This is a genomic window from Candidatus Protofrankia californiensis (assembly GCF_900634765.1).
GTDB lineage: Bacteria > Actinomycetota > Actinomycetes > Frankiales > Frankiaceae > Protofrankia > Protofrankia californiensis.
The window spans coordinates 1-13,559 of record NZ_CAAAFT010000216.1 but is presented as its reverse complement, the minus strand read 5'-3'; the positions used below and the strand labels follow the sequence as shown (position 1 = coordinate 13,559).

8 protein-coding genes and 1 CRISPR repeat array are annotated in these 13,559 nt (G+C 67.0%); of the genes, 3 read left to right on the top strand and 5 right to left on the bottom strand.

Annotated features, from left to right (window positions below; genetic code table 11):
• The 3 genes from DD1DGNOD_RS26905 to DD1DGNOD_RS11885 all read left to right on the top strand — a co-directional run.
• A partial coding sequence (locus DD1DGNOD_RS26905) for a hypothetical protein (RefSeq protein ID WP_165036627.1) occupies nucleotides 1-193 on the top strand: 193 nt, incomplete at its 5' end.
• Nucleotides 194-572: 379 nt separating this feature from the next.
• Complete coding sequence (locus DD1DGNOD_RS11890; RefSeq protein ID WP_131770121.1) at nucleotides 573-4,169, top strand: hypothetical protein; 3,597 nt, start codon at nucleotides 573-575, stop codon at nucleotides 4,167-4,169.
• A 330-nt stretch (nucleotides 4,170-4,499) separates the two neighbouring features.
• On the top strand, nucleotides 4,500-4,820 hold the full coding sequence (locus DD1DGNOD_RS11885; RefSeq protein ID WP_131770120.1) for a hypothetical protein: 321 nt from the start codon (nucleotides 4,500-4,502) through the stop codon (nucleotides 4,818-4,820).
• 515 nt (nucleotides 4,821-5,335) lie between these two features.
• Here DD1DGNOD_RS11885 and DD1DGNOD_RS11880 read toward each other — a convergent pair.
• The 5 genes from DD1DGNOD_RS11880 to cas3 all read right to left on the bottom strand — a co-directional run bounded on the left by DD1DGNOD_RS11880 (nucleotide 5,336) and on the right by cas3 (nucleotide 12,088).
• Nucleotides 5,336-5,791 carry a CRISPR-associated protein Cas4 gene (locus DD1DGNOD_RS11880; protein WP_131764964.1) on the bottom strand — a complete coding sequence of 152 codons (456 nt, stop codon included), beginning with the start codon at nucleotides 5,789-5,791 and terminating at the stop codon, nucleotides 5,336-5,338.
• Nucleotides 5,788-6,678: a type I-C CRISPR-associated protein Cas7/Csd2 gene (gene cas7c / locus DD1DGNOD_RS11875; protein ID WP_131764963.1), complete on the bottom strand. Its 891-nt coding sequence runs from the start codon at nucleotides 6,676-6,678 to the stop codon at nucleotides 5,788-5,790. The genes DD1DGNOD_RS11880 and cas7c overlap by 4 nt, the downstream gene beginning before the upstream one ends.
• Nucleotides 6,679-6,807: 129 nt before the next feature.
• Complete coding sequence (locus DD1DGNOD_RS11870) at nucleotides 6,808-8,727, bottom strand: type I-C CRISPR-associated protein Cas8c/Csd1 (RefSeq protein ID WP_131764962.1); 1,920 nt, start codon at nucleotides 8,725-8,727, stop codon at nucleotides 6,808-6,810.
• Nucleotides 8,727-9,392: a type I-C CRISPR-associated protein Cas5c gene (gene cas5c, locus DD1DGNOD_RS11865; RefSeq protein WP_131764961.1), complete on the bottom strand. Its 666-nt coding sequence runs from the start codon at nucleotides 9,390-9,392 to the stop codon at nucleotides 8,727-8,729. Before cas5c ends, DD1DGNOD_RS11870 begins: the two co-directional genes overlap by 1 nt.
• A gap of 422 nt (nucleotides 9,393-9,814) precedes the next feature.
• A complete protein-coding gene (gene cas3, locus DD1DGNOD_RS11860; protein ID WP_165034682.1) occupies nucleotides 9,815-12,088 on the bottom strand; it encodes a CRISPR-associated helicase Cas3' in 2,274 nt (757 codons plus the stop codon).
• Nucleotides 12,089-12,357: 269 nt separating this feature from the next.
• Nucleotides 12,358-13,544: direct repeats of the CRISPR family, unit length 37 nt; unit sequence GCGGCACCGGGGCCCCGGCCTCGGTGAGGATCACAAC.
• Nucleotides 13,545-13,559: the final 15 nt, after the last annotated feature.

Here is a 13,559-nt window from a genome sequence, read left to right as displayed (position 1 = left end):
TGGTAGCTGCGGTGGTGGACTTCGCCAACGCAACAGTGCCCTGGAAACCCCCGGCCAGATCATCACGACCGGCGACACAATCACCGTCCGGCTCGAACGGAACGCCTACCACCCCGTCCTACGCAAGGCCGCCATCCCCGACACCGCCATCCCCTGGTGGGGCGGACGGACCCTGCACTTCGAGTACGCCTGAAACGTAGGGGCGAACCTCCTGCGTGGAAATCCGCGCTAACGCCGCCGGCATCCCGTACCGCAGTCCCAGCTGGCGCCCAGCGCTCTCCAGCATCAGGCGCATCACCCCGACCGTCGCCGGACCGGGCTACAGGTTATGCCGAAATCGTCGTACGCGGCCGGCAAGATGGTGGGATGGAATCACACGGGACGCGTTCGTGACACATGAGTCGGGGCGGCGGCGGTGGGACCTCGGGCGCCGTGTGGCGGCGCGTGACCCGAAGCAGCTTTGGGCCTTGGTCATCGCTGCGGGCGCGTCACCGTCGGCACGGCATCGGTGGACGTCTGTCGGTCACCTGGCCTACGCGGCAGCTCAGGCCGGCGACCAGGGATCCCGGCCGGTGCCGAGCTCGCAACTCGGGCGTCTGTTAGAGATGTGCGTGCGGGACGAGCCAGGTATCGCTTCGCTCGAAGATTTCCTACCGTCGGATCCCCGTGACCGAGTGGTCGTCCGCTGGGGTGAGCATCTCGTTCGACTCTTCCCGGGTTCGGTAGAGCGTCCAGTCGCCGACGTGGACCGGGCGCTGCTGGTATCCAAGGCAACGGACGAGGTCCTGGTGGCGCGGATGGGGTTCGGCGTCCGGGATCTGGTCGACGTGGCATTGGGGTACGGCGACTTCGCGATCCGCGCACTGGCAGCTACCTGGGGCGCTGAGAGATCAGACAACGGGGTGGCGATCACCGACGACGAGGTGACGGCCGCTTCTACGCTGATCGGTGCCGGTACTCCGGACAGCCTGGTCGCCAAACCGGGCGCGGCACGAGCGTTGGAGTGGGCGACGTGTGACGCCGCAGCCTTGCCCTACCGTCCCGGCCACCCGTCCAGCCCGTTCGGCCGGTACCTGAGAGTGCGCCGACCTGCGCTGGGAGACCGGACCGACTGGCTCCCCCTGGCATGCCTGCCGGAGATCATGGGCCACGGCGTCGCGGAACTGGCGGCGGTCGCCGGGGCTTCCCAGACTGCGAACCGCCGCTTCGCGCAGCTTGTCGCGGCTCACGTTCGCAAGGCGCTGTGGAGCTTCAGTAGCAACGTCATCGGCCCGACCGACTGGGACGACGGGCCTGTCGTGACACCCGACAACCGGGTGCAGTGGGTCGCGATGCTCGGACCTGGGCGGGCACTCCTGGTACAGATCATGGCGCACCTCCGCCCAATACGACCACCGTTCGCCGACCGCCCTGTCGCCCTGGCCGTCACCGAAGCCGCCCGGTTGAATCCCGGCGCACCGATAGCGATCCCGATGGCCCGAGGGACCCTTCATCTAGATCCGCGAACCGAGGTCGTCCCGCTGCTCGTGGTGGGCTCTGCGAGTTACGTCGCCGCGCCCCACGGTCCCGGCTTCACGGGCATGTCGCTGGACGACCTGCGGTGGGCGGCATCGACAGCAAGCTCCGAAAGCGACCTGTACATGTTCTGCCGAGACATGGCGCGACAGGACCGCCCCAACGTCTTCGCTTTGGAAACGATCGACGTCTGGGAGTGGTGGCGCGGGAACGGCCAGACGTTGTTTGCCGGCGGACGGGCGCCGGACCTCATGACAATCGCACCGCACCACGGAACTGCCGAGTGGGAACGAGCCGCAGCGGACTCTTCGCTCGAAGAAGCGATGTTCGCGCTCGGGTTTCCGGCGCTGCGGGATGTCGATGCTGTCGAACGGTCTTCCCTCGACACACCATCGGTCTACCAGTGGCGACTTACCACCGTGGCGCCGCCCGCTGCGCCGCCCGCTGCGACGCGCGGTTCGACGTCACCCGACGGGGAGGACGACTCGTCGCCCGAACGAAGCCCCGCGTTTCCTGACTTGGTGGGATGGAAGCTCGTGGTCGGCCCGGTTCCCGTCGGGATCGTCGAACTGGACCCCGCGTGGCCAGAGGAGGACCGACGTTTCCTGGACAAGTTGGCGGGGGCTTTCGCTTTCGGGTTCCACCAGATCAGCGCTGTCTGGGCGTCCTGCCACGCTGGCAGCGGCGTCGCAGGCTACGTCGTCGAGCTCTCGTCACGACCCGACGACGAGTCGCAGGACAGCCCGATCGCTGTGGACCACGTCGAAACGATTCTGAATGCCGACGGACACCGGACGGTACGAGCAGCGATCGGCGTGGCGTGCAGGGCAATGGCGGAGCAGACCGCCGCCGACCCCGAGCAGTCCCAGGCCCACATGGCGAACGCGGTCCACGACATGTTACGGAAGGCCGGGTCGTCCGCTGAAGCTGCCGGGCGCGTGGCAGCGGCATGGACGCAGGCGCGACCCACGCTCGCCGTTCAGGTCGCAACCGTCCCGACCTCCCGGAACGATCTTCCTATGCCGGTGGAACTCAACGAAGCGCTGGTCTCGGAGACCGAACGATCAGTCGCGCGGGCTGTTCGAAGGTCAGGAATCCGCCCCGGCGTCTACCGCGGCGACGACGCGAAGGATCTCGAAAGGATGGTCCTCGCACCAGCGGCACTCAAAATAATGACCCACCGGATGGCGGTGCACGACGGGGACGAGCTAGTTCTTGTCGGAATGGAGCAGCTGGAGCGGATCGTCGCCCACCGCAGCAGAACCCTCGGAGACATTGGCCAGTCAGCCGGCCTGATGGACCTCGCGTGGGACCCCGTCGTCCGCTACCGGGAGACAGGCGACAAATACCTGCTGCTGCGACGGTGCGCCGAGACCGTCGTCGAAGCGGCGCTTCGCACCGGCCCGACAGGCAGCAAGCCGTGCGACAAGCTCGCCTGGGGAGAGATCCTCGCCGCAGCCTCGTCGTACTTGGCCGCCACGATGCGAAGCGAGAACGTACGTCATCAAGTGAGGCCGACGACAATTTATGTGGACGATTCCTTCGAAGTCACGGCGACAGCGGATGAAGAGCCGCCCAGCGCGGCGGACAGCCGCGTCTACGACCTCGACGTCGCAGCGTTCGCCGACGCCAGGGCGGCATTCGACCTCACGACAGGACGGACAGATCCGGAACCGGATGCGGACCTTGGCGGTCTACTCCTGGACGCCGAGGTCGACGCCGCCATGCGCCGTTCGTACAGCACGTCAGGGACAGACGTGCTGACCACGTTGATGGCCCTCGCCGCCTGGCCCCAAAACGCCGACGACGAGAAACTTCCGACCGCGAGCACCCAGCAGGTCGTCGACTACATCCTGGAGGCCACGAGAATTGGCGAGGAGCCTGACGCGACCAGCCGAGTCGCCGCAGCTGTCGCCATGCTCACCAGTACCAGAACCGACCTACGCGACGCGGACTGGAAGCCGTGGCACGCTCGGACACGCAAACGCAGACTACTCGTTCAGCCGCTACCGGAACTCTCCGACGGAACACTCGTCGTGGCGTCTCATTTCTGTCTGACTAGCCTGACAGTCTACAAGAACTATCTCTCCCAGGGGCAGCTACCCTGGAGCCAGCCTCCGCCGCCCGCCACCGTCGACACCGCTCTTGAACGCCTCCGCGACCGGCGGAACAAAGCTCTGGAGAAGCAGGTCGCACGTGTACTACGTCGTCACGGGTGGACAGTGATCGAGAACGTCAAAGAGAACAAGGCCCAGCGGCTCAACCTCCCACAACTGACGACCGAGATCGACGCTGTCGCTGGAAGAATCGGCCAGCGAACCTTATGGCTACTCGAAGTCAAGGATCCCACCGACGCCTTCGCGGTACCCGAGATCCGCAGACATCTCGATCATTTCTTCAGAGGGCAGAAGAAACCTTCCTATGTCACCCAGCTGGCCAGGAAGAACGCCGAACTATCTCCTCACGCAGACCGGATAGCGCAGGCGCTCCAGCTGCCCGATATTGTCGACGGGGAATCCTACGTCGTGAAGTCTCTGTTCGTAACACGTAAACCGGTGCCAGCTGCTTTCGTGACGAGTGAATACGGTTTCTGCACATTGACAGATCTTCCCGATCGCCTCGCCGGGGTCGATTTCAGCACCGAGGAGAGATAGCGCTCGCCTGGCCGTGCGGATATTGGCGTACCGGTGCGAATGCTTCCCCGAAATCGGGTCAAATTCGTCCGCGAGGTCGATGAATCGTTCGACGCTGTAGGGTGCTACAGTCGCCGGATTGTCTGGTGATTGCGTCACGTCGTTCGTCGTTCGTCGTTCGTCGGCAGCGGTGTGAGTCCGTCCAGTGAGGACATCGTCGATGCTGGCCTTCGACTTTCCGTATCTCTTCGCGAGGCCATGGCGTGATTCGCCTCGCTCATGGCGTTTTCGGATGTCGCGCGCGTCGGCCGCGGTGAGTTGACGACGGGTGCGGGGTCCGCCGACGGACTGGTGGATTCGGCCGCGCGCGGTCTGACGGACCGCGTCCTCGCTGACGCCGAGTCTGGCTGCGACGGCGCGGACCGGTTCGCCGTCGGCAACGGAGTGTCTGATGTCGAGGACGGTGCGCTCGGACATGCCGCGGGTCTGTGGGAGCACACCTCGCGGACCGCCCGCGTTGGCAAACGACTTGCCTTTGAGTACATCTGCGATGGTCTCGCGGTCAACGTCGTAGGCGGCGGCGAGGCTTGTCACGCTCTCGTGGTCATCGTGGTGTCGGTGACGGATCTCGCGAGCGAGGTCCGCATTAAGGCGCCGCCTTGCAGTCGGTAGTACACGGGCGGGGTCTCCTGCTTCGCGACGGTGCCTGCCTTCGAGCCAGCCGGAGATGGTGCCGATGCTCACGCCGTGGGTCGCGGCGAGGTTCGTGAGCGTCGGGCGTTCGTCCTCGGGGGTCTGCCAGTAGGTGGTTCGCAGCGCGCAGATGGCTGAGTCAGGTGTCTGTGCCCCATAGTGGTGGTCCTCGCCGCGAGGGACGCGGCCATCTGCCATGGCATCTGCCCGGTTGTCGCGGGCGTCTCCGATTTCGAGGTGGTGCGGGTTGCAACACCGAGGGTTCACCCCACCAGGGCATCGGTGGCGCACCTGGCGATGACTTGGCAAATCCGAGAGGCGGAGGTCTTGGTCCAGGAGGTAGGCGATCCGGTGGGCGGTGACCGTGGTCTGCCCGTCCCAGCGCATCTGGCCGTAGCCGAACGTGTGGGTTGTTCGGCCGGTCCAGGGCCAGCAGGAGGGATCTGTTGCATTGGGCGGAGGCAAGGCATGGTGGACCTGTGCCGGGCGGGTGCTCAGACGGCCAGCGCGAGCTCGGTGAAGGAGTAGACGACGGCGTGCGGCACCGGAAGGGTCTGCATCTCGGCGAGGCAGAGTGCCTGGGCGGCGGCCTGAAGGTCGGCGGGGCCGTCGGGGACGTACCGGCCGACCTTGTGCTCGATCGGAATGAGGCTGGTGCGGGTGATCTGCACGGTGTCGCACACACCGTAGAGCCCGAGCCGGTCGCTCCAGACGTGGACGCCGGTCAGGAGCCGGCCTCCGGCGGGCACCGGGCTGCGCTGCCGGGCGGGATCCGCGTGGACGCGGGAATGGGCGATGGTGCCGCGGGCCGTGTCGACGTTGTCGGTGAAGACGCCGTCGAGGTGGATGAGGGCGGCCTGGCGGGCGCAGTACGCGTAATGTTCGAGTGCGGACAGCGTGATCCGGTCTGCGTGAACATCCCCACCAGGCCAGCGGGTGCTGCGGTTCATCCCAGGACGCGGGTCAGACGCACGCCGGAGGGCAGGTCGGAATCGTCGACATCGACCTTGTAGTCGCCGAAGCCGCGGGCGGCGGTCTGGCTGATGCGGGTGACGCGGATGCGGTCGCTGAGGGTGTGCGCGGGGGCTGAGCCGAAGGCGTTGTCGTGGCTGAACACATACAGGCCGCGGGCGGCCATTTCGCCGCGGGTCGCGGAGCGGTCGTGGTCGAACATGTTGACCAGGGTGTGCAGGAACAGGTCGAGGTCGGTGGTGCTGACTTTGGTCTGCTCTCCGCGGGGGGCGCTGTAGTGGATCGCGGTGCGGTACAGGCCGTAGGGCACGGTCCACTTGCCGCCCATCTCGGTGCTTTCGCCCTTGTCGATGTCGGCCTGGCGGGTCTGGGTGACGCGGGTGATGGCGTGATCGACAGGCAGGACGGGATCGATGGACCGGGCGATGCCAACCTGGACCGGCCCGCGGATCTGGCCGAGAGAAGGAGTTTTCCCGGTGGACATGACCGCACCGAACAGCCGGATGTCGACATAACGCGCGGTCAGCCAGTCAACGGCCTGGGCTGCCTGGTCGGGGGTGAGCCGCTTGCTGAGCTCGAACCCGCCCTGGGTGTAGGACTCCTCCAGCCTGGTGTTGAGGGCGTGCCCGGCCTCGACGAAGATCTGGTAGCCGGCCGGGTCCTGGCCGGCGGTCTTAGCGGCCAGGCCGATGGTGTCGCGGATCTTACGCTTGAGCGCGACGTCGGTGACCAGTCCCTGGCCGCTCTCATCGTCGGTACGGGGGCGGTTGCCGGCGTCGGGGTCGCCGTTCGGGTTGCCGTCCGCCACGTCGAACAGGAACACCATGTCGTGCTTGACGGATGGGTTGAGGTTGTACGTCGGCATGAATATCGAACTCCTCGTATAGGAATGATTGATCACAAAAGGGATGGATTCCCAGCCGTGGCGACAGGGGCCGGGAAGCGCGATGGAACTGGCCGTTACGGCACGACGAGGCGAGACGAGAGCGGAGGCTCAGTCGGTCGGGTCTGTCGCCGTAGCTGGTGATTGCGCCGCGGCATCGTCCCGTGTGGCGCCGGGCGTCTGGGCGGAGCCCTTCGCCACGCGGGCGGCGCGGCCACGGCGGATCGAGTCGGCCCGGTGGTGGTGATAGCCGAGAATGAATGTGGCCTGATCGTCGAGGCTGCCGCGGCCGGGTAGCCCGCTGGTCGCGTCGAGCAGTGTGAACAGCTCATCGAGGCCCTGGCTGAGCGCGTGGGCGATGTCGGGCCGGCTACGACCGATCTTCTTCAGCCAGGGCTGGACGAGCTGCCGGCCCTGCACGAGCGCGATCTTCGGGTTGGCGATCGCACCAGCGAGATAACGGTCGGTGAAGGTGGTGTTCAGCCGGTCGTCGGGGCCCTTGCCGATCCGGTCGGCGTTGAACTGGATCGTCTCCAACTGGGCGAAGATCCGCCCAGCGAGGTAGGTGGGATGGTGGTTGTCCGGGTCGAGTCCTGGTCCGGGCATGGTGAGCCTTTCGTGTTCGGGACGGCGGCGGGCACGGCGGACCAGCGCCAGGCGCAGCAGCGCCGCGCGGGGGTCGTCGACGTGTCCGTCCGAGCCGATGCGGTGAAGCAGATGACCGAGCAGGGAAGGGCTGAGATCAGCGCCGGTGATCGCCGCCCGCAGCAACTGGCGTTGCACACCGTTGGGGCGGCCGGATCCCGGCGAGCCAAAGCGGGTGTACTCGCCCCTACGCGCATCTCCCGGCGTCGGTTCCCAGCGGCCAGCGGCGAGTTCGAGGCGTACCAGGGGCAGGTAACCCGACGAGGCGAGGTCGGCGCCAAGCATCTGATGATCGGTAAACCAGGCCGTGATGTTCCTTTTGAGCTGGTCGAGGGGCATGTCGATCCAGTCCCGGACCATCACGCGGGAAACGTTGCCGGCGACCGTGACGGAGCAGAACCGGTCGGGGGTTATGCTCTCCGCGCCGCTGGTGTTGTCGGTGCCGCTGTGCACGGCCGCGGCCAGCTGTCCCACGGCCGCCGGGTGCGGCCGGTGCAGGAAGGTTGCGAAGTCGAACGGCGCGCCGATCGTCCACCAGGCCATCCGCCCGTCCCCGCCGCCCACGGTCATCGTGTGGATCGAACTGTCCAGCAGGTACTGCAGGTTCGCGACCGACGCCTGCGCGCACTCCAGGCAGATCGGCACGGTCGTGAGGCTGTCGCTGAAGTCGTAGGTGTGGATCCGCCGGTTCGCCGAGACCAGCGCGGCGCTGGCCTGGGTCGTGAGCGGCACCAGCCGGCGGGGCAGTTGCTGCGGGAACCGGTCGACCAGCGTGCCGGGATTGCCGCAGACCAGGCACACACCGAACCGCCCACCGGTACCGTTCCGTGCGCTGCCGCCGCCGGCCTTCCGGCGGGCCACCTCCTCCGCCCAGAAACGGCGGAGCGAGGGCTGCTCGGTAACCCATGTTGCCCGCTCGCCGACGAGGAACACCACGCCCTGCTTCGACGTCCAGTCCGTCGGCCGCACGATCCGCAGGTGTGCGCCGGACCGGTAAAACCTGCGGACAGCCTGGGCGACGGGATCATCAGGTGATGCGGCCGCCCACCGGTCGACCAGATCGACGAATGCGGCATGGCAGTCCGCGACCCGCTCCGGCCTCGACTTCTCGTCAGACCAGCCGAGGATGTACTGCACGTCGTCCGCGCCGAGCAGCGGTGAGATACCCGCGGCCCGCGCGAGATATGGCGCGGCTCCAGGGGTGCCGAGCTTTCCCCGCGCCCCGGCGTTCGGGTCGCTGAGGTCACGCGGATGAGGGGAGATGAGGTTTCCCTGTTCGTCGATACGCACACCCCAGCGCATTGGACGCACCTGGAAGAACGGGGGGAGACTATCCGAGGCATCGGCGATCGGGCGTTCGAACTCGACGAGGCGTTGCAGCAGCATCAGGCCACTCCCGCTGGTTCGTCCCCGCGGATGCCGTGCCGTGGAATGCGCAGCACCCCGCCTTGCAGCCGGGCGCGGAAGTACGTCGAGTCCATCGGCGGCCCGGGAATGATCCGGTGCAGCATCATCCCGAGGTCCTCGGTAAGCGTGATCGGTGGAGCGTCATCGACGTGAGCGAACGAGGCCGGGAACTCCCGGGTACCGAGGTAGGGCTGTTGAAAGCATGCGCCGCGGTCCACCCGGCGGCGGAACTGGTCCCGGTAGGCGGCGGTGCCCTTCGTCGCGTGCGGGCGAAGCTCGATGTGTGCGTGGATCCGGTAGGCGACGTCCCGCAGGCACACTGCGGCACGCTGCTCCCGGTTCGCCACCGTGTTAATCCGCCGGCCCCGGCTGACCGCGTCAGCGAAGCTCGGTAGGTCGTGGGTCTCGTTGCGCCGCAGGGAGAACTGCCGGATTGGCCGCAGCACCTCGATCACGGCTGGCACCCACTCGAACTCCGGCTTCCAAAAAATGGACTCCAGGATCCCGATCGCCGCGGTAGGTGTCATGACCGGGTAGCTCATCCGTTCTACCCGGAACTCCGGGCGCGTGAACAGCGCGCCGTCGCCCCATACCTGTACCGACACCGGTGGATCTCCGCTAGCCGATCGCGGTAGGGCAATCATCCCACTCCTCCTCGGGGAAAATCCGCAGGCTGGCTGATGCAAACAGGAAGCCGTCCTTCGCGGCGAGAAAGCCTGGCCGTCTCACCGTTCTATTTCGCTCGACGACCCGCCCAGACCAGACGACGGTTTTCGTCTAACGAACAGACATGTTTGCCCGAACCTCGCCCGTGGAGGTCGGGCCGGCGACCGCGCCGCCATACACGCATGATCTTGAGACTGTGGCCGTGTGTGCCGTGCGGTAGCCGTTGAGATCCATTCCAGCCATCCGCTTGCTGGAGCCGGTCACGGTCCCCCCAAGCCGCGACGCGCCCAGTATGGCAGCACCCTTCCCGAGACCATGCACCGGGTCCAGGGTTGTGCTGTGAGGTAGCCGAATTGAACCGTGCATGCTTGCGGAGAAGCAGACATGTGCAGGGAGCCGGTCAAAGCACGAAGTCCTCGGCGTCAACCGTCAGCCGGATACCGGTGTGGGGGTCGTAGGTGCCCTGCCACTCGGCGAGCTCACCAGCGAACGGACGGCACAGCGCCGCGACGTCAGCCGCCTCCCGGGTTCGCTGGCGCAGCGCCACCAGGTAGGGCTGAAGGCGCCGGAGCAGGTCCATGTCCGGCTGCGGCGATGCTCGCAGCCGTTCGATCAGCATGTCGATCTCCGCTGCCGCGGGCGCGTAGCGCACAACGACCGGCACCGTGTCGTCAGTGATCATCCGGAATGCTTTCGACGCATCCCGTTCGTCCGTTTTCCCCGGGTCGCGCAGCGGACCGTCACAGACCGCGTGGAAATCGAACCGCTGCCGGCTGGTCTGAACCGCGCGCCCACGGCTGGCCAGGCCGACGACTCGCTGGTCGTTGAGGTACTGCAGGTAGAAGCTACGGAGGGCAGCTAGCTCGTCAGGATCCGCGATCCCCTCACCCATCACCTCGCTCGTGATATCCACCGGGATCCTGTAAGCGCCGGGAGCGCCGCCGTCCGCCGGGTTGAACACCACGACCAGGCCCCCTTCAGGACCCAGCGCCCCTTCCCGGTTGGCCCGCCCAGCGGCCTGTTGCAGCGCATCGGCCGGCGCGAACGCCCGGTAGACCACCGGGAAGTCGACGTCGACACCCGCTTCGATCAGCTGGGTGCTGATCAGTCGTACCGGCCGGCCCTCGGCCAGCAGCCTTCGGACCTCGCCGAGTATCTGACCGCGGTGCGCCGCGCACATCGCCGTAGACAGGTGCAGCACCGTGACGTCCGCTCCGACGCGTTCTCGCACCAGGGCGTACATCCGCTGTGCGTCCGCGATGGTGTTGACGACGACCAATACCTGGTCGGCGCTGGAAGCCAGCGGCGCGGCGAGTTTGTCGGCGACCTGATCCAAGGTCGGCTGCGGATCGCTCCACCAGCGATACCGCACCCGCCGCAGCGACCTGTACAACGGCGCCGGATCGGCGATGATCTCCCGTGGCGCCGTGTTCCGCAGCGGGCCCAGCTCCCACAGCTCAGGCTGGGTCGCCGAGGCCAACAGCACCGTCGTTCCGAAACGTGCCGTCAGCACCCGCAGCCCGTCGACGATCGGCTCCAACAACTCCACAGGCAGCGCCTGCACCTCGTCGAGCACGATCACCGCGTTTGCCAGCCGGTGTACCTTGCGCATCCGCGACGGCCGACGGCCAAACAGCGACTCGAACATCTGCACCGTGGTCGTCACCACGAACGGGGCGTCCCAGTTCTCCGCCGCCAGTCGACGCCACCGCTCAGCGCTGCCCCCAGCGTCCGACTCCGTAAGAGGAATGTTGGTGTGATGCTCCAGGACGACTGGCGCGCCGTCGCCCTCCCGACGGGGATCAAGTAGCTGGCGATACACCTGGGCGTTCTGCTCTGTGATTGTGGTGAACGGAACCGCCACGATCACCCGGCTCTTGCCACGCTCGACGGCATGTCGTAACGCGAACGCAGCCGACGCGATCGTCTTCCCCGAACCCGTGGGCGCTGGAAGCCGGTAGATCCCAGGCTGCCCCACTGCTGCTGACAGGCACGCCTCGTAGACCTCCGATCTCCACCGGTCAACAGCCGAGATCACCCGGCCTTCCAGGAACGTCTTCCGCCGTGCCTCGAAGCGATCCCACAGCATCTCCATGTCAACAGGAGGCGCCACACGAGGCGCCGCCGCCCGACGGTGCGCCTCGGTGTCGAGCGCGTCCGCGTCAACCAGACAGCTGAACAGCAGACGAACCAGGATCTCCGCGTCGCTCTCACTCGCCACAGCCGCGGGAAGTTTCACCGCTGGGCCGTCGAACAACCCCGGCAGCAGTGGCGCGAGTGCCGCCTCCACCTCCGCCCAGCTCTGGCGAACCTCCTTGTTCAGGCGACCCATTGCAGCCGTCATTGCCGACGGGCTGCTCAAACCTCCGTGATGGCCGTGCAACGCCAAGCCGAGCAGCCCAGCCCGGCGCTGCTCAGCCAGCCACACTCCCATCGACTTGTGATCAACCGACCTGCCATTCACCTTGACTCGCCCGCCAGTCGCCTCCGCGGCGAGCAGGCCCTCCTGCCACAGGCATGACGCCTTCCCCACGTCATGCGCCAGCCCTAGAAACCGTCCCAGTTCCCCCGCGCCGAACGCCGAGGCGAACCGTGCGGCAAGATCCCCAGTCCCAACGAGATGATCGACCAGTAGATGCCGCCTGCCGGCAGCATTCATACTGTGCGCCCACATCACAACCACGCCCCCGTAGCCCGTGTCCCCGCTCTACGCGACGACCGCATGCGAATCTAACAACACGGGTACGACAGAATTAGGGGGCTCCACGGCGCTCAGATCGCCGGCCGCGAACCCAGCCGCAAACCCACCCCCGATCTAGGAATCCCCAGCTCCTCCCAGAAGGCAGGAGCCCCCGAAGCCAAAAACGGGATGAAATGGACACCCGTCGCCACTCCTACCCACGCGCATGCACTATAGGAAGCCGAATGCCCTGTTCAAGCAGGGCGGCACCGGGGCCCCGGCCTCGGTGAGGATCACAACGTCGTATGCACGGAAGCGACTTGCGTCGGTCGGAGGCGGCACCGGGGCCCCGGCCTCGGTGAGGATCACAACCGCCAGGGCCGCCACCATGACGGGATTGGCCTGGGCGGCACCGGGGCCCCGGCCTCGGTGAGGATCACAACGCCAGCTACGCCGACATGTTCGTTGCGAAGGACGGGCGGCACCGGGGCCCCGGCCTCGGTGAGGATCACAACTTCCACGGCTTGGACAGCGGACAGTCGACAGCGACGCGGCACCGGGGCCCCGGCCTCGGTGAGGATCACAACCTTGCCGTGGACACGCCGTATGTTGTGATCCAGCGCGGCACCGGGGCCCCGGCCTCGGTGAGGATCACAACCCTTTGGCCATCGATCTCTACGCCGTCGTGGTCACGCGGCACCGGGGCCCCGGCCTCGGTGAGGATCACAACATCTCGACGCACCGGTCGAGATCTGCATCGAACGCGGCGGCACCGGGGCCCCGGCCTCGGTGAGGATCACAACGTTCAGGAGCAGGTGATCCCACTGTTCACCCGGGCGCGGCACCGGGGCCCCGGCCTCGGTGAGGATCACAACCAGAAGTTGGGCCCGATCCTGGAGGACGAACTCGAGCGGCACCGGGGCCCCGGCCTCGGTGAGGATCACAACACGTGGTGATCGCCACCGGCCGACCGGTGGCCAAGCGGCACCGGGGCCCCGGCCTCGGTGAGGATCACAACTCCACCCTCGTCCCATCTGCGCGTTACTCATCGGCGGCGGCACCGGGGCCCCGGCCTCGGTGAGGATCACAACTTCAGCGGTCATCCATGTGGAGCTGAACGTTTCGGAGCGGCACCGGGGCCCCGGCCTCGGTGAGGATCACAACCACGTCACCCCGCCCCGAGGCAGATCCACGTCGAGGCGGCACCGGGGCCCCGGCCTCGGTGAGGATCACAACTACCGAACCGACAAGGCGACGATCTACGACCGACCGCGGCACCGGGGCCCCGGCCTCGGTGAGGATCACAACCAGTAGCCATGATCGGGATGTCCTTTCGGGGAGCGCGGCACCGGGGCCCCGGCCTCGGTGAGGATCACAACTTCGGACGGTCCGATCGAAGGGAACTGTCGTCCGGCGGCACCGGGGCCCCGGCCTCGGTGAGGATCACAACCTCCCGTGCCTGGGC